Below are 21,033 nucleotides of genomic sequence, written 5' to 3'. Positions count from 1 at the left end.
ACAAACAATTAGGCTAACCGTAATGATAGAAGACATTTTTACCGACGAGTATTTTATGAAAAAAGCACTGCAGGAAGCGCAGGAAGCTTTTGATAAAGGCGAAATACCGGTAGGTGCGGTTATAGTTGTTGATAATAAGGTTATTGCCAGAACCCATAACCTAACCGAACTTTTGCACGATGTTACCGCCCATGCCGAAATGCAGGCCATAACATCGGCAGCTAATTTTTTAGGAGGGAAATATCTTATAGGCTGTACGCTATATGTAACGCTTGAGCCCTGCCAGATGTGTGCGGGGGCATTATACTGGAGCCAGATATCAAAAATTGTTTTTGGGGCTGCTGATACACACAGGGGGTACAGAGTTATGGGAACAAAGCTTCATCCTAAAACTAAGGTGGTTAGCGGGGTTATGGAGAACGAATGCTCGGCTTTGGTCAAAGATTTTTTTAAAAGAAGAAGGTAGAAGCATAAAGGTATGATTGTCAGTAAATTTTTAATGTTTTTATTACAATAATTCCGACTTTTTTTAAGTTATTGCAGTACACAAATATCCATTCTTTAACATAAACCTTACCGGCCTATGAAACCCCTTAAACTGTTACTGTTTGTTGCAGCTATGGCATTGCTGCATTCATGCTCCAAAAAATCTGATGAAGATTTTGAATCCGATATCTCTCTTTATCGCGAATACATAACCAGTTTTACTTCGGGAATCATTTCAACGCACTCTGATATTAAGGTGGGGCTTGCCTTTGATAAAAAGGAATGGGAACTTAACAAAGAACTGGATGACGATTATTTTACCATATCACCTTCAGTTTCGGGAAAGGTAGTTTACATGCCGGGCAATATTATAACCTTTAAGCCTGAAAAACCTTTACAGCCGAATACGGAATACAGGGTTACACTTCACCTTTCTGAGTTTATAGACGTACCTAAAAACCTGCGTGATTTTAATTTTATAGTAAAAACACTGGAGCAGGATTTTATGGTTACCTCAAAAGACCTGCAATCATACAGTAAGGACTGGCAGTTTTTAAACTGTGAGCTCAAAACAAGTGATTTTATTGATGCCGAAACCGTGAAAAAACTGGTTAGGGCAGAACAGGACGGAAGGCAGCTTGCGGTACGCTTTGCTAAAACCATAGGTAACCAGACAGAGTTTCCTTTTGTGATAGATAGCATTCAGCGTCCGGAAGAGGATGCAGCAATAAAAATTATATGGAACGGTAAGCCTTATGGTATTGAGCGTGAAGGGTCGGAAGAGTTTATCATTCCCGGTAAGAACAACTTTAAGGTTATTAGTATTGATGTGGCTAACGGCGATACGCAGGCCATGTATATTAACTTTTCCGATCCGCTTAAAAAGAACCAGAATTTTGACGGACTTATATCGGTAGAAGGGGTACAGAACCTTAAATTCTCGGTAGACGGTAACCTGCTTAAGGTTTTCTTTTCGGAAGCATTAAACGGTAACCGACTGGTGGAGGTTTTTCAGGGTATAGAAAGCGTAGACGGTTATAAGACCAAGAAAACATATTCAACTAAAGTACTGTTTGAACAGCTTAAACCGGAAGTGAAGTTCTTAAAGAGCGGAACAATACTACCGGGGTCGAGCAATCTTAAAATAAACTTTCAGGCAGTGAACCTTAGTGCGGTAGATGTAAAGGTTTACAGGATTTTTGAAAACAACATAATGCAGTTCCTTCAAAGCAATGAGCTTGATGGAAGTTATATAAGAAATGTGGCCCTGCCGGTAGCCAAAAAGAACCTGGTGCTTAATACCGATAAGATGGCCGATTACAGCAAATGGAATTCGTATGCCATAGATCTTGCAACCATTATTAAGCCCGAAAGGGGAGCTATTTACAGGGTAGAAATAACCTATAAAAAAGCATACTCGCTGTACAAGTGTGATCCTAGCGAAACAAACGATGATGAAAGTAGCGATGAGGAAGAGGAAGACGATGAGTCAGACTACTATCCGGAGTATGATGAATATGGAGAGGAATATTATGATTACTATGACTATGATTACGACTGGAGGGAAAGAGAAAACCCTTGCAGCAAATCGTATTACTACAATAAGAAGATAGCTACTAACGTACTGGCCAGTGACCTGGGTGTAATTGCAAAAAGAGGCGAGGACAACAGTTACTATTTTGGCGTAAGCAGTATTATTACTACCGATGCGGTTTCGGGAGCCAATGTTGCGGTATATAATTACCAGCAACAGAAAATGGCAGAAGGTACAACCGGGGTAGACGGTTCTGTTACCCTGTCAACCGAAAGACCGGCATTCTTCGCGATAGTTAAAAAGGATGACAATACCACCTATGTGAAAATGGCTGATGGTAACTCACAATCGGTTAGTAATTTTGATGTAGATGGCACCAAGCTGCAAAAAGGGCTTAAGGGGTATATTTACGGGGAGCGTGGTGTATGGCGTCCGGGAGATACCCTGTTTATTGGGTTTATCCTTAACGATAAAGCGGCTAAACTGCCACCATCTCACCCTATCAAGCTAAAACTAAGCGATCCTAATGGTAAAGTAGTGTTTGAAGCAGTGCAGAACCATAACAATAAAAATCATTATAAATTTATTGTGCCTACACAGACTTCGGCACCAACAGGAAACTGGGAAGCTGTAGTGGCTGTTGGAGGAGCTAAATTCTATAAGAGTATTAAGGTAGAAACCATAAAGCCTAACCGATTAAAAATTAAAAATGGCTTTAATGGCAAAACCATTTATGCAACACAAAAAAACACAGCTAATGTTGATGTGGCATGGCTTCATGGGGCAGTAGCTAAAGACCTTAAACTGGAAATGCAGGCCAAGTTCCTGAATCAGAAAACAACCTTTAAAAATTATAACAATTTTGTGTTTGACGATCCAGCACAACGTTTCTCTACCGAAGAGGTAAATATCTTTACAGGAAAGACCGATGCCAACGGTTCGGCTACGGTAACGCTTCAGCCAAAATTAAAACTGCGTGCACCGGGTATGCTTAAGGCGGTGATAATGACCAAGGCCTATGAAAAAGGAGGCGACTTTAGTACCGATGTTATTAGTGCTACCTACTCACCATACAGTAGCTATGTAGGGGTAAAGCTGCCTGAAGGCAATAAGTATGGCATAGTAGAGAACGGTAAAAGTAACCGTATTAATGTGGTATCTGTAGATGAGAACGGTAAACCTAAGGCGTCAAGAAAACTTACAGCTAAGGTGTTTGAGGTGTCATGGAGCTGGTGGTGGGATGCCTCACACGGTAATATGTCGTCTTATAGTTCTGCACTTTCCAATACGCCATATTATGAAACCCAAATAATAACAGATGCTTCGGGTAAAGGAAACTTTAGCTTTGGTACCGATAAAAATCAGTGGGGCAGGTTCCTTGTAAGGGTTACTGATGATGAGAGCGGGCACTCTGCCGGAGGAACCGTATATATTGATTATCCTTACTGGTCTGGCAGAAGCAGAAACAACGGTGGAGACGAGGCAAAAATGCTTGTGTTTACAACAGATAAGGAGAAATACAGTGTAGGTGAAAAAGTAAAAGTATCATTTCCTTCAAGTGAAGGGGGAAGGGCATTGGTGTCTCTTGAAAACGGCTCTAAGGTACTTGAAACCTATTGGGTAAAAACGCAGAAAGGCGAAACCCAAATGGAAATTCCGGTAACGGCAAAAATGGCCCCTAATGTGTATGTAAATGTTACCATGTTACAGCCGCATGCCACTACTAAGAACGATTCGCCTATACGACTGTATGGTATAGTGCCTATTGAAGTGGTAGATAAAAGCACGTTATTACAGCCTCAGATAAACATGCCTGAAGTGCTGAAACCGGAACAGAAAGCTACAATAAAAGTTAGCGAGAAATCAGGGAAGGCCATGACCTATACCATTGCCATAGTAGATGAAGGTTTGCTTGATCTTACAAGGTTTAAAACGCCAAACGCGTGGGACAGTTTTTATGCAAAAGAAGCTCTGGGAGTAAAAACCTGGGATGTATATGATGATATAATTGGTGCTTACGGTGGTAAGGTAAACCAGATATTCAGTATTGGTGGTGATGCTGACCTGGGAGGAGGTAATGCCAAAAAAGCAAACCGATTTAAACCGGTGGTAATTTATTTGGGGCCGTTTAATCTGGCTAAGGGTGAAACCAAAGCACATAGTATTACACTGCCTAAATATGTAGGCTCCGTACGTACTATGGTCGTGGCTTCAAATAACGATCTTAATGCTTATGGCAATGCCGAAAAGGCAACACCTGTAAGGAGTCCGTTAATGTTGTTGGCTTCACTTCCAAGAAAAGTAACTCCGGGTGAGAAGGTAACCCTTCCGGTAACGGTATTTGCCATGGAAAACCATGTGAAGAATGTTACCGTTAAGGTAAAAACCAATAACGGCTTTATAATAGAAGGCTCTGCAAGCCAGACACTGTCGTTTAACAGGCCGGATGAAAAGATTGCCTACTTTGATTTAGAGGTAGGAAACCTTACCGGAATTGGTAAGGTTACGGTTGAGGCTTTCTCAGGTAATGAAAAGGCAAGCTATGATGTAGAGTTGGATATAACCAACCCTAACCCTGTAACCACAAACGTTAAGACACTGGTTATAGACCCTAAGAGCACAGCAACTATAGACTGGACTGCATTTGGTGTGCCGGGCAGTAATAAGGCTAAGCTTGAGGTATCGTCATTCCCGTCTATTGATTTTAATAAGAGGCTTGATTACCTTATCCAGTATCCTCACGGATGTTTGGAGCAAACCACATCAAGTGTGTTTCCTCAGCTGTACCTTGCGGATATAGCTGATATTGATGAAGCAAGAAAACAAAAAATACAGCGCAATGTAACCGCAGCCATAAACAGGCTGGCACAGTTTCAAACGGCAAGCGGCGGTTTTGTATACTGGCCGGGTAATTCAAATCCGGATGACTGGGGTTCAAGCTATGTAGGGCATTTTTATATTGAAGCCGAGAAAAAAGGATATAAGCTTCCTTTAAATGCAAAAGCCCAATGGTTGTCTTACCAAAAGAAAATGGCAAGACAATGGCGCTATGCAGAAGGTTACCATAATGATTTTGCACAGGCTTACAGATTGTATACACTGGCACTTGCAGGTTCACCTGACTTATCGTCTATGAACAGGTTGAGAGAAACGAGGGGGCTTGATAATGAATCGAAATTAAGACTGGCAGCAGCCTATGCACTTGCAGGGCAAAAGAATGTTGGGCAGTCATTGTTAAGTCAGAGTAGTATTAATTACAGCTACCATGACGGATACTATTACTATTATGGATCTGCAGAGCGCAACAAGGCTATGGCACTGGAAACACTTGTAATACTTAACCAAAAAGAAAAGGCATTTGAAATGGCTAATAAAATAGCCGAGTCAATGTCATCTAACATGTGGATGAGTACACAAACCACAGCTTACTGCCTGTATTCAATGTCTAAGTTTGCCAAAGCAAATGGTGGTAAGGGAATAGAATTACAATATACCAATGCCGGTAAAACCCAAAGTATAGCAACTGCCAAAACATTTGCAGACAGGGTGCTTACGGTGTCGGATAATAATTCGGTTACAATTAAGAATACTAAGGATGCTACCTTATACGCTAAAGTAGTATATAGTGGTATACTGCCTGTGGGCGAGGAGCAGACCGAACAAAAAGGACTCAGTACAAGAATAAGCTTTAAAGACAGGTCTGGTACTGTAATTAACCCTGCTTCGTTGACTCAGGGAACAGAGTTTGTAGCCGAAGTGTATATAACCAACCTGAAAGAGGAGAGGGTAGATAATGTGGCACTTACACAGATTATTCCTTCGGGATGGGAAATTGTAAATACAAGGTTTACCGATTTTGGCAACTTTGCAGAGAATCAGGTTGACTATACCGATATAAGGGATGACAGGACCAACTTCTATTTTACGCTGAAACCGCATGAGACCAAATCCTTCAGGATACTGCTTAATGCATCTTATCCGGGAAGTTACTACCTGCCGGGAGTACAGTGTGAAGCCATGTATGACAACTCTTATCTGGCACGAACCAAAGGACAATGGGTGAAAGTAGAAAAACAGCAATAATCAATTGGATTAAAAAGCGCAGGATAAAACTTGGAGTAAGTTTTATCCTGCTGCTTCTATACTATTTTTGCCTTCCCTCAACTCTTTTTAAAGAGCCTTATTCTACGGTTATAGAAAGTACCGAAGGCGATTTGTTGGCTGCCCGTATAGCAACGGACGGTCAATGGCGTTTTCCGGCGCAGGATAGTGTGCCCTATAAGTTTAAACAATGCATTGTTTATTTTGAAGACCAGCATTTTTACAGCCACCCCGGATTTAATCCGGTAGCGATTGTAAAGGCTGCAAGACAAAATCATAAGGCAGGGAGGGTAGTGAGAGGAGGAAGTACGCTTACCCAGCAGGTAATACGCCTTTCCAGGGGAGATGAAAAACGTACTTACTTCGAAAAATTTATAGAGATCATACTGGCTACCCGACTCGAGTTTAGATATAGTAAAGACGAGATACTTAACCTATATGCTGCACATGCCCCTTACGGAGGTAATGTAGTAGGGCTTGAAATGGCGTCCTGGCGCTACTTTGGCGTTCAGCCACATCAGCTTAGCTGGGCAGAGACCGCCACACTTGCAGTATTGCCTAATGCTCCCAGCCTTATCTATCCGGGTAGGAATCAGAAACAGCTTTTGGATAAACGTAACAGGCTCCTTAAAAAACTTAAAGATGAGGGTGTAATAGATAAGGAAACCTATGAGCTGTCTTTGCTGGAGGAGTTGCCTCAAAAACCATTTGACCTGCCTCAGTCGGCACAGCATCTGTTACAGAATATTGCTAAAACACACGAGGGGCAGCGTATAAAGACTACAGTAAATAATAACCTGCAGTCAAGGGTAAACCAGATAGCTGCAAGATATTATCAGGAATATAAACAGACAGAGGTTTATAACCTTGCTATACTGGTTGTGGATGTGCAAACCCGAAATGTTATGGCTTATGTGGGTAATTCCCCTACCGACATGGCACACCAAAAGGATGTGGATATAATACCTGCAGCGAGAAGTACGGGAAGTATACTTAAGCCTTTGCTGTTTGCCTCTATGCTTAATTCGGGAGAGTTATTGCCTAACACTTTAATACCAGATGTTCCTACGCAGATAGCGGGTTATAGCCCTAAGAATTATGATCTCACTTATGATGGTGCCGTTCCGGCGCAAAGGGCGCTTGCAAGGTCGTTAAATGTGCCTGCGGTATTGATGCTAAGGGATTATGGGGTATACCATTTTTATGAGCAGCTTCAAAAGTTTAAACTTTCGGATATTAAGGAGCATCCTAATCATTACGGGTTATCCCTTATTTTAGGAGGTGCGGAGTCTAACCTTTGGGATTTATGCCGTGCTTATGCCGGTATGAGCTCTACGCTCAATTATTTTACGACACATCAGGCAAAATACAGGCAAAATGAATTTGCCAATCTTAACTGGGACAGCAGCCTTAAAAATGACTTTGGTAAGGAAGTATATAACAAGCCCGTATTAGGAGCAGGGTCTATATGGCTTACCTATAATGCCATGAAGGAAGTTAACCGCCCTGAAGGGGATGAAGCCTGGAAGTTTTATGATTCGTCGCTGGAAATAGCATGGAAAACAGGAACCAGCTTTGGTAGCCGTGATGCCTGGGCTATAGGTACCAACTCAAGATATGTGGTAGGTGTGTGGGTTGGAAACGCATCGGGAGAAGGAAGGCCAACGCTTACAGGTGTAGGGAGTGCGGCCCCTGTGCTATTTGATGTATTTAACCTGCTGCCAAGGCAAAAATGGTTCGCTACTCCTTATGATGATCTGGAAGAGGTTGAGGTATGCAGCGCAAGCGGACATCTGGCAGGGCAGTTTTGCCCTACGGTTAAGCAATGGATCCCTTTAAGCGAGAAACAAACAGAAGCATGTCCGTATCATCGTTTGGTGCATCTTGATGTTTCAGAAAAATATCAGGTAAACAGCGGATGTGAGAGTGTGGATAATATGGTGACCAAGCCGTGGTTTGTGCTTCCTCCTGTAATGGAATGGTACTACCGCAGCAACCATCTGGATTATATAGCGTTGCCGCCTTTCCGGGAAGACTGTAAAGGGTCGTCGGGCAGTACTATGGATTTTATCTATCCTAAGGAAGACAGTAAAGTATATCTCACCAAAGATTTTAACGGCGAAATTCAGCCTGTTATATTCAAAGCGGCCCATACTGTGCCTAATGCAAAGCTGTTTTGGTATTTGGGGGATAAATATCTGGGAGAAACCCAAACGTTTCATGAAATGGCCGTAACGGCACAAACAGGAACTTATTATTTAACAATAACCGATGAGGAGGGTAATGAAATAAAAAGAAAGGTTGAATTTATAAACAAGTAATGATAATATCACAAAATCTAAAATCCATTAGTCAGAAGATTCTGCTTGCAGAATTTTTACTTTTTTTATTTCCGATAGCATTTCTTAAACCAAGCACTAATTATGCTTTTGCTATTTATTACCTTGTATGTTTTATAGCATCGGCGGTAATTAACTTAACCCTAATAATATTGCATGTTATTAAAGATAGAGGATATTATATATGGGTATGTTTATTGTTGTTTTTTCTGCCGCTTGCTTTGGCGGTTTTACAACTATTTCTTATTCTTTTAAGCAGTGGTGTAACCTGTTAAAAAGCAAAACAGCTCCCTGTAAAGGAAGCTGCCGCATTTATTCAGAACTAATTATGGGTTTATTTTGAAACTGTTTCAGAGAACATTTTGTCGTTGTAACTAATTACAAAAGTGAACTCTTTAGAGAATATTTTACTTGTGTTGAACTTCTTAGCAACGTTACCTTTTACAGTCTCGTTGTAAAGCTCTCCGTTGTGCTGATCGTATAGTGTAATGTTTACAGGGGTTTTTACATCACCAGGTACAGTTACAGTGATATAATCACCTTTTTTAGTGATAACCGGCTTATATGTTTCTTCGATAGCAGTTTTAGAGATTGTAGCTGTCTGGTTTACAACAGTAATTTCGTAACGTGCAACTTTAGCAGCTGTTTCTGCCTCAAGGTAATAGGTTCCTTCAGGGAAAGCCGAAAGGTCATAAGTCCTGTTAATAGCGTTAGGGCCCGATACCTGTTCGTTAAATAACAACTCTTCGTTAGTATTGTATATAGAGAAATTTACTGTTTCTGCATCAATAACAGAAAAACTTACTTTTTTTCCTGTTTCGTTAGTTACCTTCAGTGAAAAATCATATTCACCTGCACGTACACCGAACGTAGTTAATAAAACTGCTACGGCTAAACCAATTTTCGCAAAATTTTTCATAATTAAAAGTCTTAAGGTTCTACATCTTTTTCTATGATGCTAAATTAGTGTGTTTTAGTCCTGGCTATTACCACATAATTTTCATATTTATATGCTATATTAACTTTACTACAACGTTTTAGTGTTAATTTTGGTAAAAATGCATAATATTTAGGTAAATTTGCAAAGAGAAAAATGATGTTGACATGAAAACGCTTAAACCCACTTTTGAAGTTATAGAACCTCCCTTTGGGAGTTCGTTTTGTTATTCTAAATACATGCAGAATGAAAATAGTAAAGCACACGTTTGGCATTATCACCCCGAAATAGAACTGGTGTTTGTAAACGGGGGTTCAGGTAAGCGACAGATAGGCACACACCTTTCTTATTATACCGATGGTGATCTGATACTAATAGGGAGTAACCTGCCGCACTGCGGATTTACCGACACCACTACCGGAAACCGTAATGAAACCGTAATACAGATGAAGCCAGATTTTTTAGGGGAAGGTTTTTTAGAGATTCCGGAAATGAAGAATGTTCAGCATTTGTTTGACAGGGCAAGGGGAGGACTTGCTTTTGGCGAAGAGACCAAAAAGAAACTGGGCCATAAAATAGAGGCACTTAATGATAAACCTTACTTTGAAAGACTATTGGGGCTGCTTGAGGTACTTAACGAACTGGAAGACGCAGCCGATTATAAGGTTTTAAATGCACAGGGGCTGTCTATGGAAATGCAGGTTCAGGATAACGACAGGCTAAATACCATATTTAATTATGTAAAAGATCATTTTAAGGAACCTATTCCGTTAGATGAGGTAGCCGAGAGGGTGAGTATGACCGTGCCTTCTTTTTGCCGTTATTTTAAAAAGATAACCAATAAGACCTTTACCCGTTTTGTAAATGAATACCGTGTTGTACATGCTTCAAAACTGCTTGCCGAAAAACCTATTGGCATTACCGAGGTATGTTATGAAAGCGGGTTTAATAATTTCAGCCATTTTAATAAGGCATTCAAGGAGTTTACGGGCAAGAGTGCTTCGCAGTACCGCAAAGAGCTTAAATCGGTCATTAAATAAGTACGGTTTAAATAATTTGATTATATTGGTTAACCAATTATTAGTCAATACTAAGTCTTATGAAAAAACTACTGCTTCTTCTTCCTTTGTTGCTTTTAACTTCCTGCGCTAAATTTTCCCTATATAGTGAAAAAATCAACGATTTTCCTGATAACCGATGGGCAGCAGATGATGCAAAAACCTTTAGTTTTGAATTAACTGAAGATGTTGAAAAAGCAAAACTGGACTTGTTTTTTTCTTATGTTTTTGAACCGGGTTACGACAAAGTTCCTGTTAAGTTGTATATGATAAAAGAAGGGGAGGCACAGGTTACGATTCCTGAAGTCCTTCTTTTAAAGAATGAGGCAGGTGAGGATCTGGGTGATTGCCTGGGTGATGTTTGTGACCTGACACAAACTATAGCAACACAAAACTTTACTAAAGGTAAATATACAATAAAGGTAGTGCATGAAGTCAACGGACCTTATCTGCCTAATGTTATTGCTTTAGGAATAAGCCTTGAAACTACAGAGTAATTACAGAGGGACATAGCTTAACAGTATCACTCCGCTTTTAAATACTTTTGAATTGGTAAGCATCAGGTTTAAATTGTTGCTTATGCCGTTAAAAATGGGTGTGCCGTTACCTATGGCTACAGGGTCTATCATAATTTCATAACCATCTATAAGCCCGGCTTCGGCAAACTGTGTAACAATGCTGCCGCTGCCTAGTATGGTCATGTCTTTACCCGGCTGCTGTTTCAGTTTTTTTATTTCCTCAATTATATCACCGTTTATAATACGGGTGTTTTGCCACTCGGCTTTATCAAGTGACTTGGAAAATACTATCTTCTCGGCATTGTTCATTCCTGTAGCAACATCGGGCATACTTTCCATAGCCATTGGGGTAGGCCAAAAGGAAGCCATCATTTGGTAAGTAACCCTGCCAAATAAGAGCATATTATCCTGCTGAAGGCTGTCTACAGAAAAACCTTCCTCTTCACCGCCGTGCCTGTGCCAGCTTATGTCTTCATTTAATCCTTTATAGAAACCGTTAAGGGTAATAAAGTTGTACATGGTTAATTTTCTCATGGCTGTATGTTTTATTCAGATATTCAAAGTTCTGAAAATCAAATTAAAACGTAAGGAGGCAGCTGGGACAAAAAAAGGGGGTGTTTGGGTAAAAAATAAGCCGCTTTTAGCGGCTTTGTTATATGTAGACTATTAATTGAGTAACTGTTTACGGTATTCATTTGGTGTCAATCCTGCCTCTTTTTTAAAGAGCCTTGTAAAGTAAGGCGGATTTTCGAAACCAAGGTGATAAGCAATTTCTGCTACCGTGTTTTCCGATGCCTGGAGCATGTGCTTGGCTTCGGTTATAAGATGGATATGAATAAGGTCTATAGCCGTTTTTCCGGTTTCCTGCCTAAGCATGTCGCTTAAGTAGCGGGGAGAAAGGTTAAGGGAATCAGCCATAGTTTTAACCGTTGGCAGCCCGTTTTCCTTTAGTTGTCCGTCCTCAAAATAAGAGCTCAGCAGTTCATTGAATTTTGATATCGTTTTACCCGAAAGCTGGGTACGGTTTATAAACTGCCTTTTATAAAAGCGTTGCGAATATTTAAGTATGGAATCAATATGCGTTAAGATAATGTCCCGGCTATACTCGTCGGTAGTATTGTTGTACTCTGCCTGTATCCTGAAGAAAAGATCCCAGATTATCTGTTCTTCACGAGCGGAAAGATGCAATGCCTCATTAGCCTCATACTCAAAGAAGCCATATTTCTTTATTTCAGAATGCAGGCTGTGGCCATTAAGATAATCTTCGTGTATATAGATAATAAAACCGTTTTCTTCCAGTTCAATATTGTCCAGCTGTATAATCTGTCGGGGTTTAATAAATGATAACGAGCCATTATCATGATCATATTTTGTACGGCCATACAGTACCACTCCCGATTTCATTTTTTTGAACATTATTGCATAAAAATCGCTGGTAAACTCTTCCCTGATTAAAGAACAGGTATCTAAACCCTTACATTCTACTAAACTTAATAAAGGATTTTCGGGTGGCGGAAAACCGTTCTGTCGGTTAAATTCGCTCAGGCTTTTAAAATGTTTCATAACCTTTAAAGATAAACACCGGCACCCATTGCGGGTGCTAGTGTAAAGTTAGTAAAAAACAATGTGAAATTATTTTCCGTGAGCTGCAGATGCAACAGCATCCCACTCTTCCCATTCGTTAATACGCTGTTCATAGGTTTGTTTTGCCCATGGCAGCGCTACTTTGCCTAAAAACAGTCGAAGCGGTGGTGTTTGTGCGTCTACCAGTTTAAGTATTGCAGGTGTAGTAGCTTCCGGGATACCAAAAATATCGGTGTCGCTCATGTCTTCGTTAAATGCGGCTCTTACCTGGTCGTAAGCAGGTATTGTTTCTGATTGTTTAGCAGAGGTACCAGCCCATTCGGTAGCAAAACCATTTGGTTCTACTAATGTGATGTTGATTCCGAAATCTTTTACTTCGGCAGCTAAGGTTTCGCTAAGGCCTTCCACGGCAAATTTAGAAGCGTTGTAAATGCCTAAGTTAGGAAGGGTAGTAATACCAAGTACACTTGATACCTGAATGATGTGTCCGTGTCCCTGTGCTCTCATAACAGGAAGTGCTGCCTGAGTAACCCAAAGTAGTCCGAATACGTTGGTTTCAATCTGTTGGCGTGCATCTTCCTCGCTGGTTTCCTCAATAGTTCCAAACAATCCGTATCCGGCATTATTAATCACTACGTCTATTGTGCCAAAATGTTCTTTAGCCTGGTTTATTGCTGCAAAACTTTGTTCGCGGTTGTTTACGTCAAGTTGAAGTGTTAGCACAGCATCACCGTATTTTTCTTTCAGTCCGTTAAGCGATTGTGTATTTCTTGCTGTGGCAACCACTTTGTCACCACGGTTTAAAAAGGCCTCTGCCCAAAGGCGTCCAAATCCTCTTGAAGCACCTGTTATAAAAATTGTTTTGCTCATTGTTGTATCATTTAATATTGATGATACAAAGTTATGTAGGGCACCTACCTTAGGACTTATACAAAAGTGGGGGAGTATGATACATTTTGACGAGTATTAGATTGTTTGAATATTAGGTAGATATGCTTCAATATTTTTGGTTATTATATTCAAGTTTGTCAAATAGGAGTTAATGGCATTAAAATGCTTTTCTGTGACTTCTTCCATGTCACGATGTGCTGCAATCACTTGGTTTGCGATTTCATTCACTTCTATTGCGTTATAATCTTCAGGCATATGTTCATATGAAATTTTCGCCAATGGGATAATAAATTTTTTTGTTAATTCTTCACGTGATATAAGACTTCCGCCTGACATTATTTCTTCATCAGCTAAGGTTTTATTTATCAGAGATGTGTAGGATTTCATAAAATTATCATCGTCATTAAAGCTCCATTTTTTTATTCCCTGTTCAATTTTGACGTCTATATTTCTCTTATTGCATAACTCAAAATATTTTGTGTGTAAAAGCATTCTATATAGATAAAATTTTGATTCATGATAATTATATTTTTTAATATATGTTCTTAATTCATCTCTTAGAGATTTTCTAAAGTCATAAAGAGTGTAAAGATTTGTTAGTAATCGATTTGTTTTTTGGATAGATTCTGAGTTTTGAAGACCTTCTTTTTTGTATAAAAATTTCACATCAATAAATTGTAGAAAATCTACTTGTATATCAGGGTGAAACTTTAATGAGAAATTCTTTTGTTCAACATATTCTTCTAAATCCTTTATTTGAGATTTTATAGCTACATTTAGTTCGATTAAGCTATTTTCAAATAGATCTACTTCAGAATTAAGTAAGTCAAGGTTGTCCTTTTCCTTGTCTTTTTTTTCCTTTTTGTATATCCTTTCTGCTAAATAAAAAGCTAACAATATACTTGCGGCACTAACAATTATGTTGATGATTAAGGAAAACCAGTCGAACCAATTAGGAGAAGATTCATTAAACTCACCAAATTGAATGTTGAAAAAAGAATTCATAATAAAGAATATTAATACGTATATTATAAACTTAATAAAAATCTTAATAATAAAAACAAAAAAACCGCCAGGGTTTCCCAAGGCGGTTTTTGTTTGTTACTCTTTGATAGCGTTTCCTTTGCTGTCAAAAAATCTGTATTCTAAATACGTGTAAGCGTCACGCGGTATAATTTTCACCCATTTTTTATGTTCAAAAAACCATTTTGAACGTATTGATGGAAAACCTTTAGTAAGGTATGCAGCCACAAAAGGGTGTGCATTAAGCACTATCTTCTTGTGGTTTCTTATAATTCTTTCTAGGTCGGCCGTAATTCGGTCTATTACCAGTATAGGAGCTTCAATTTCTCCATTAACCCTGTTAGGGTCTTCTTCTCTGGTTTTAATGTTTACCTCTGGCCTGACGCGCTGTCTGGTAATTTGGATAAGTCCAAATTTACTAGGAGGCAGGATCTTGTGTTTCGCTTTATCGTCGCTCATTTCCTCTTTCAAAAAGTCGTAGAGGGTCTTTCGGTTCTCAGGGTTAGACATGTCTATAAAATCGACAACAATAATTCCACCCATATCCCTTAGCCTTAGTTGTCTTGCAATTTCTGCAGCAGCAATAAGGTTTACTTCAAGGGCTGTATCTTCCTGGCTTTGTGCCTTATTAGAACGGTTCCCGCTGTTAACGTCTATAACGTGAAGAGCTTCTGTGTGTTCTATAATAAGGTAGGCTCCCTTACTCATGGATACCGTTTTCCCGAAAGAGGTTTTAATCTGCCTTTCTATATTGTATTTCTCAAATAGGGGCAGTTCCTTAGACTGGTACAGCTTAACGATGTTAGCTTTTTGAGGGGCTATCTCCTGCAGATAGTCCTTTGTTTGGTAATACAAATCCTCATCATCCACATGAATACCGGTAAAGGTATCATTAAAAATATCCCTTAGCATTGATGAAACTTTATTTACTTCACCTAATACTTTAGAGGGATGATGGGCAGATGGGATGCGCTTGCACATGGCTGACCATTTATCGATCAGGTTTTGCAAGTCTTTATCCAGTTCGGCTACTTTTTTGCCTTCTGCTACTGTTCTCACAATAACACCAAAACCTTTTGGCCTGATAGACTGAACCAAACGTTTTAGTCTTTCTTTTTCATCTTTGGAATCAATTTTTTGAGAAATTGAGATCCTGTCAGAAAAAGGTACTAAAACAACATATCTTCCGGCCAGTGAAAGCTCTGAGCTTATTCTTGGGCCTTTTGTAGATATGGGCTCTTTTACTACCTGTACAAGAACCGACTGGTTGGCGCTCAAAACATCGGTAATGGCTCCGTCTTTGTCGATTTCTTTTTCAAAAGGAAAGTTTTTCAGGGAGAAATCTTTTATTTTACCTGCGCTTACAAGTTTTATGAATTTCAACAGGGAGGGCAAATTAGGCCCCAGGTCATGATAATGCAAAAAGGCATCTTTTTCAAAGCCTACGTTTACAAATGCGGCGTTAAGGCCGGCAACAGGTTTTCTTATTTTGGCTATAAATATATCGCCAACAGAAAACTTGTTTTTATCTTCCTGTTCCTTGTGTAATTCAATTAGTTTTCCATCTTTTAATAAGGCAAAATCTACGGCATCAGAACTGGATCGGATAATTAATTCCTTGTTCACACTGTACATTTTTATCCGCACATGGCAAAAATTTCAGGTTTTAGCTTTCAGGTTATATAACTTGAAGTTTGAAACATCGAAACCATTGCTCTATACAGATGGATTAAACAATAAATTTACAGGTATTGTGTACCCGGCGGTTTTTACAGACAATAATTTGCAGAAATAGTGTTTTTAATTGAGCCTTACAGGCTAGAGTGTTATTTCTTAGAGTCTTACAAAAACCTTTTTCAATGAACTTAAATCTTAAAAAAGAAAAAGTAGTATTAAACTACTTTTTCTTTTTGTGACGGTTAGCTCTCGCTCTCTTCTTACGTTTGTGAGTCGCTACCTTATGTCTTTTTCTTTTTTTACCACTTGGCATAGTGTTAAGGTTTTGTGATTAATAATTAGTTTACTTTGACTTCAGTATTTGTTTTTACTCCGTCAATGAATATTTTCGCAGGTTTAAATGCCGGAATGTTGTGTGCAGGAATTTTAATGGTAGTGTTTTTAGAAATGTTTCTACCAGTTTTCTCGGCACGGGTTTTAATAATAAAGCTACCAAAACCTCTTAGGTATACGTTATCACCCGTTTCTAAAGAGTTTTTTACTTCTTCCATAAAAGACTCAACTGTTGCCTGTACATCTCCTTTTTCTAGACCCAGTTTTTCCGAGATTTTCGCTACGATGTCTGCTTTCGTCATTTTTATTCTTATTTATAAGTATTTAAATATTTCTCTTGTGCATTTTTTTGAGTTTGCAAATATATGAATTAAAAAAACAATTATTCAACGTTAATGCATTAAAATTTAATAACATAAACTTTTACTTTTGTTGTCTAATAAGTAATGATGGTTTTTTATAAGTCTTTAATTCAGTGGTATTTACATAATAAAAGAGATTTGCCATGGCGAAAAACTCACAATCCGTATTTTATATGGCTGTCAGAAATTATGCTTCAGCAAACACGGGTTGCACAGGGGTTACCCTACTTTTTGAGCTTTCAGGAAGCTTTCCCTACCGTGTTTGACCTTGCCGATGCCCCTGAGGAAAAGGTGCTTAAGCTATGGCAGGGGTTGGGTTATTATTCCCGTGCACGCAACCTCCATGCTACCGCTAAACACGTGGCTTATAACTTAAACGGTAAGTTTCCTTCAAGCTATAAGGAGCTATTAAAACTAAAAGGAGTAGGCGATTATACTGCTGCTGCCATAGCTTCCATATCCTATAATGAACCTGTGCCCGTGGTAGACGGTAATGTGTACAGAGTATTGTCGCGCTATTTTGGTATTGAAACCGATATATCGTCTTCTGCTGCAAAGGCAGAGTTCAAAGAGCTGGCAGGTTCGCAATTACCAAAAGATAATGCTGCCGAATTCAATCAGGCAATGATGGAGTTTGGGGCTTTACAATGTGTTCCTAAAAGTCCTGATTGTGTAAACTGTATTTTTAATGTAAACTGTGTGGCTTATACTACCGGTAGGGTAGACAGCCTGCCTGTAAAACTTAAAAAAACAAAAGTGACCAACAGGTACTTTAATTATATGGTGGTTAAAGATGCATTAGGAAATACCATTGTGCAAAAACGAACAGCAAAAGGTATTTGGCATAATCTGTATGAGTTTCCGCTTTTGGAGACTGTAACGCCGGTGCCTGATAAGGAAGTTGTAAAACTTATTGAACAGTTTCCCGGTTTTGAATTTGAGGTAAAAAGCGTACATGCTATAATGCCCGAAGTTGTGCATAAGCTTTCACATCAGCACCTGCACATCCGTTTTTGGGAGGTGGTTACTAAAGATATTGTGGTTAATGGGCAGTCTTATAATAAGGTTAAGGCTTATCCGTATCCTATAGTGATCCATAATTTTATGGAGAAGCATTGGGAGTAACAATTAAATTTAGTATTTTTGAGTAAACACAGTAAAAGCCATGAACGGAACGTTAAATAAAGTAATGCTTATAGGACACTTGGGAGATGATGTAAAACTGCACTATTTTGAAGGAGGCAACTGCATTGGAAGGTTTCCTTTAGCGACCAATGAAGTGTATATTAATAAGCAGACTAACGAAAAGATAACTTCTACCGAATGGCACAACCTTGTGGTGAGGAACAAAGCTGCAGAAATTTGTGAAAAATACCTTACCAAAGGAGATAAGATTTATATAGAAGGCCGTATTAAGTCGCGCCAATGGCAGGCTGAAGACGGTACTACTAAATATACAACGGAAATTCAGGTTACCGAATTTACTTTCCTTACTACTAAAAAGGATATTGACGGTAGCGGTAGCACCACAGCACCTGCAAAGCAGCAAAACTATGGTAGTGCTGCCAGCGAACCAGCCAAAACACCGGATGCCGAACCACATAATGTACCTGCGCCGGATGATGACCTTCCGTTCTAATTGTTTAACTAATTTGTATAGCTTTGGATCCTGACCCCTCGAGTTACACGCTGTTAGATTATAACCTTATTATAGGTTTCGCAGGGATATTACTCCTATTAATCTGTTCTGCATACATTTCGGGAACAGAGGTAGCTATTTTCTCGCTTACTCCCAATGATCTTGATAAGATAAACGAAGAGAACCCTAAAAAAGGTAAGCTCATTAGTACACTATTGCAAAAGCCTAAAAAACTACTGGCTACGATAGTAATTACAAATAACATGTTTAACCTTGCCGTTATCATCCTTTTTTTCAGGCTGTCGGGCAATCTGTTTGCTAATGTTATTTCGCCGTTTCTAAGATTCGGACTCGAAATACTACTGGTTACCTTTTTTATATTATTGTTTGGAGAGGTGCTGCCTAAGCTGTATGCCTCTAGAAACAGCATCCGTTTTTCCAAAAGGATAGCTTTTCCGCTATATGTACTAAATATACTACTGTCGCCTTTAAGTGTGCCTATGCGTGAGGTTACACTGGCTCTAAACAAACGATTTGGTAATAAGAAGTCGAACTTTTCTGTAGACCAGCTTTCGCAGGCACTTGAACTTACCGATTATGGTGATGCTACCCAGGAAGAACAGAAGATACTGGAAGGGATAGTATCTTTTGGTAATACCGATGTTAAGCAGGTTATGTGTCCGCGTATCGATATTTTTGCTCTGGAAATTGAGGAAACCTTTCAGGAGATATTCCCTAAAATCCTTGATAAAGGGTTTTCCAGGATACCTGTGTATCGTGACAATATAGACCAGATTGAAGGGGTGTTGTTTATTAAAGACCTTATACCTCATATTGATAAGGAAGAATTTAACTGGCAGGAAATAATTAGGCCTCCGTTTTTTGTACCCGAAAATAAAAAGCTGGACAACCTGCTAAAGGAGTTTCAAACCATGAAAAACCACCTTGCTATCGTAGTAGATGAGTATGGAGGTACATCGGGGTTAATATCGCTGGAGGATATACTGGAGGAGATAGTAGGGGATATAAGCGATGAGTTTGACGACGAAGATATAATTTACTCTAAAATAGACGATAAAAACTACCTTTTTGACGGTAAAATAAGCCTTAAGGACTTTTACAGGGTTACCGATGTTGAGGAAGAGGAGTTTGAGGAAGCAAAGGGTGAAGCCGAAACACTTGGCGGCTTTATTTTAGAGATATCAGGAAATTTTCCTAAAAAAGGACAAAAAATTACTTTTAATGACAATATCTTTACCGTCGAATCTGTTGATAAGAGAAGGATAAAACAAATAAAGGTTACTTTACTATAAATGGACGCTATTAAAAGATTTTTTGGTTTTGGTATAATGGTTTCAATAGCTGCTTTTTCGGCAAGCTGCGGAGGCGATACAGTGCCTAAACCTGAGGCTTACCTGAGGCTGGATTACAACGAGGCCAACTATATGCTTTATAATAAGGATTGTGCTTTTGATTTTGCAGTAAACGATAGAGTTGTTGTTGAAGATAAGGGCAATTGCAACCTTACTCTCAGATACCCTAACATGAAGGCAAGTGTTTACCTTACTTACAAGCCTGTTAACGGTAATATTGAAAAATTGCTTAGGGATGCACAAAAACTGACTTATGAGCACGTTATTAAGGCTGATGGTATACAGGAACAGCCGTTTGCTATTCCCGAAAAGAAACTTTACGGAATGTTTTATCAGGTAGGAGGTGATGCGGCAACTAATGCTCAGTTTTATGTAACCGACAGTACGAATCATTTTGTTACGGGGTCTTTATATTTTTATGTAAAGCCTAATTACGACTCCCTTATGCCGGCAGCAAGTTATGTGAAAAACGATATGCGAACCCTTATGGAAAGCATACGATGGAAATAAAAAAAGGCAGCTATTAACTGCCTTTTTTGTTTATATGTTTTAAGAATTACATAGTTGTAGGTTTCTTAGTTTCAGAAGAGCATTTTTTAGCTCCGCCACAGCATGAGCTTCCTTCTTTTTTCTCTCCTGACGAACAAGATTTATCGTTTTTCTTGTCGGCTGCTTTTTTAGTTTTTTCTTTCTCCTGATCTACACCATAGTAAGCTTTGTCAGCCGAAGAGTGCACATCTGATACTTTGTAAGCGCCATTTGTATTTGGAATGTTTTCTACAGTAGAAACAAGTGTTTCAGGAGTTTGTTTTTCAGCGTCATAAGAAATTGTAGCTGTTTTGTTGTCAAAATCAACATTAGCATCCTCAACGCCTTCAAGAGCAGCAAGTTTACGTTCTATCATGGCTGCACATCCATCAGGACATACCATACCATCGATTTTAAAAGAAGTTGTTTCTACATTAGCAGCTGCTGTAGCATCTGTCATTGTAGTATCTGCAGATCCTTCAGGAGTCTCCATGTTTTCTTTCTTGTCATTACAGCTAACAAATAAAGCTGCTGTAAGTGCGAAGAATGCAATTTTTTTAATACTGTTCATAATATATAATATTGTGTAGTTAATAAACTCTGTTAAAAGAGTTTACAAAAATATGAAAAAACTGTTGTCAGGCAGTTTT

General features: G+C 39.1%; 17 protein-coding genes. 9 read left to right on the top strand and 8 right to left on the bottom strand.

What is annotated here, in order from left to right; translation table 11 throughout:
* Positions 1-22 precede the first annotated feature (22 nt).
* The 3 genes from FUA48_RS02190 to pbpC all read left to right on the top strand — a co-directional run bounded on the left by FUA48_RS02190 (position 23) and on the right by pbpC (position 8,442).
* Positions 23-466 (top strand): nucleoside deaminase, encoded by a 444-nt coding sequence (locus FUA48_RS02190; RefSeq protein WP_147581912.1) that lies wholly within the window; start codon positions 23-25, stop codon positions 464-466.
* A gap of 117 nt (positions 467-583) precedes the next feature.
* Entirely contained in the window at positions 584-6,103 is a 5,520-nt protein-coding gene (locus FUA48_RS02185; RefSeq protein ID WP_147581911.1) for an alpha-2-macroglobulin family protein, read from the top strand.
* On the top strand, positions 6,076-8,442 hold the full coding sequence (gene pbpC, locus FUA48_RS02180; protein WP_147581910.1) for a penicillin-binding protein 1C: 2,367 nt from the start codon (positions 6,076-6,078) through the stop codon (positions 8,440-8,442). The genes FUA48_RS02185 and pbpC overlap by 28 nt, the downstream gene beginning before the upstream one ends.
* Before the next feature lie 352 nt (positions 8,443-8,794).
* Here the strand turns inward: pbpC and FUA48_RS02175 are convergent, their stop codons facing one another.
* On the bottom strand, positions 8,795-9,379 hold the full coding sequence (locus FUA48_RS02175) for a hypothetical protein (RefSeq protein WP_147581909.1): 585 nt from the start codon (positions 9,377-9,379) through the stop codon (positions 8,795-8,797).
* Positions 9,380-9,564: 185 nt separating this feature from the next.
* Between FUA48_RS02175 and FUA48_RS02170 the strand changes: the two genes are divergently transcribed.
* Both FUA48_RS02170 and FUA48_RS02165 read left to right on the top strand, forming a co-directional pair.
* Positions 9,565-10,437: an AraC family transcriptional regulator gene (locus tag FUA48_RS02170; RefSeq protein WP_147581908.1), complete on the top strand. Its 873-nt coding sequence runs from the start codon at positions 9,565-9,567 to the stop codon at positions 10,435-10,437.
* Positions 10,438-10,496: 59 nt separating this feature from the next.
* Complete coding sequence (locus FUA48_RS02165) at positions 10,497-10,952, top strand: gliding motility lipoprotein GldH family protein (protein WP_147581907.1); 456 nt, start codon at positions 10,497-10,499, stop codon at positions 10,950-10,952.
* Here the strand turns inward: FUA48_RS02165 and FUA48_RS02160 are convergent, their stop codons facing one another.
* The 6 genes from FUA48_RS02160 to FUA48_RS02135 all read right to left on the bottom strand — a co-directional run bounded on the left by FUA48_RS02160 (position 10,953) and on the right by FUA48_RS02135 (position 16,783).
* Complete coding sequence (locus FUA48_RS02160) at positions 10,953-11,507, bottom strand: dihydrofolate reductase family protein (RefSeq protein WP_147581906.1); 555 nt, start codon at positions 11,505-11,507, stop codon at positions 10,953-10,955.
* A gap of 132 nt (positions 11,508-11,639) precedes the next feature.
* A complete protein-coding gene (locus FUA48_RS02155) occupies positions 11,640-12,536 on the bottom strand; it encodes a helix-turn-helix domain-containing protein (protein WP_147581905.1) in 897 nt (298 codons plus the stop codon).
* A gap of 69 nt (positions 12,537-12,605) precedes the next feature.
* A complete protein-coding gene (locus FUA48_RS02150; protein WP_147581904.1) occupies positions 12,606-13,427 on the bottom strand; it encodes an SDR family NAD(P)-dependent oxidoreductase in 822 nt (273 codons plus the stop codon).
* A gap of 96 nt (positions 13,428-13,523) precedes the next feature.
* Positions 13,524-14,453, bottom strand: a complete 930-nt coding sequence (locus FUA48_RS02145) for a hypothetical protein (protein ID WP_147581903.1) — start codon at positions 14,451-14,453, stop codon at positions 13,524-13,526.
* A 96-nt stretch (positions 14,454-14,549) separates the two neighbouring features.
* On the bottom strand, positions 14,550-16,106 hold the full coding sequence (locus tag FUA48_RS02140) for an Rne/Rng family ribonuclease (RefSeq protein WP_240732526.1): 1,557 nt from the start codon (positions 16,104-16,106) through the stop codon (positions 14,550-14,552).
* Between the two features lie 380 nt (positions 16,107-16,486).
* Complete coding sequence (locus FUA48_RS02135; RefSeq protein ID WP_129752140.1) at positions 16,487-16,783, bottom strand: HU family DNA-binding protein; 297 nt, start codon at positions 16,781-16,783, stop codon at positions 16,487-16,489.
* 147 nt (positions 16,784-16,930) lie between these two features.
* On the opposite strand from FUA48_RS02135, the gene mutY reads away from it, so the two are divergent.
* The 4 genes from mutY to gldD are packed head-to-tail and all read left to right on the top strand — an operon-like array spanning position 16,931 to position 20,365.
* Positions 16,931-17,968 carry an A/G-specific adenine glycosylase gene (gene mutY, locus FUA48_RS02130; protein WP_147584940.1) on the top strand — a complete coding sequence of 346 codons (1,038 nt, stop codon included), beginning with the start codon at positions 16,931-16,933 and terminating at the stop codon, positions 17,966-17,968.
* A gap of 40 nt (positions 17,969-18,008) precedes the next feature.
* Positions 18,009-18,482, top strand: a complete 474-nt coding sequence (locus FUA48_RS02125; protein ID WP_147581901.1) for a single-stranded DNA-binding protein — start codon at positions 18,009-18,011, stop codon at positions 18,480-18,482.
* Positions 18,483-18,505: 23 nt separating this feature from the next.
* Entirely contained in the window at positions 18,506-19,795 is a 1,290-nt protein-coding gene (gldE, locus tag FUA48_RS02120) for a gliding motility-associated protein GldE (protein ID WP_147581900.1), read from the top strand.
* A gap of 36 nt (positions 19,796-19,831) precedes the next feature.
* Positions 19,832-20,365, top strand: a complete 534-nt coding sequence (gene gldD, locus FUA48_RS02115; RefSeq protein ID WP_394349206.1) for a gliding motility lipoprotein GldD — start codon at positions 19,832-19,834, stop codon at positions 20,363-20,365.
* A gap of 46 nt (positions 20,366-20,411) precedes the next feature.
* On the opposite strand, the gene FUA48_RS02110 is transcribed toward gldD, so the two are convergent.
* Complete coding sequence (locus tag FUA48_RS02110) at positions 20,412-20,954, bottom strand: heavy-metal-associated domain-containing protein (RefSeq protein WP_147581898.1); 543 nt, start codon at positions 20,952-20,954, stop codon at positions 20,412-20,414.
* Between the last annotated feature and the right edge of the window lie 79 nt (positions 20,955-21,033).

This window comes from Flavobacterium alkalisoli (assembly GCF_008000935.1).
Classification (GTDB): Bacteria; Bacteroidota; Bacteroidia; order Flavobacteriales; family Flavobacteriaceae; genus Flavobacterium; species Flavobacterium alkalisoli.
This window is presented reverse-complemented; position numbering and strand designations above follow the sequence as displayed.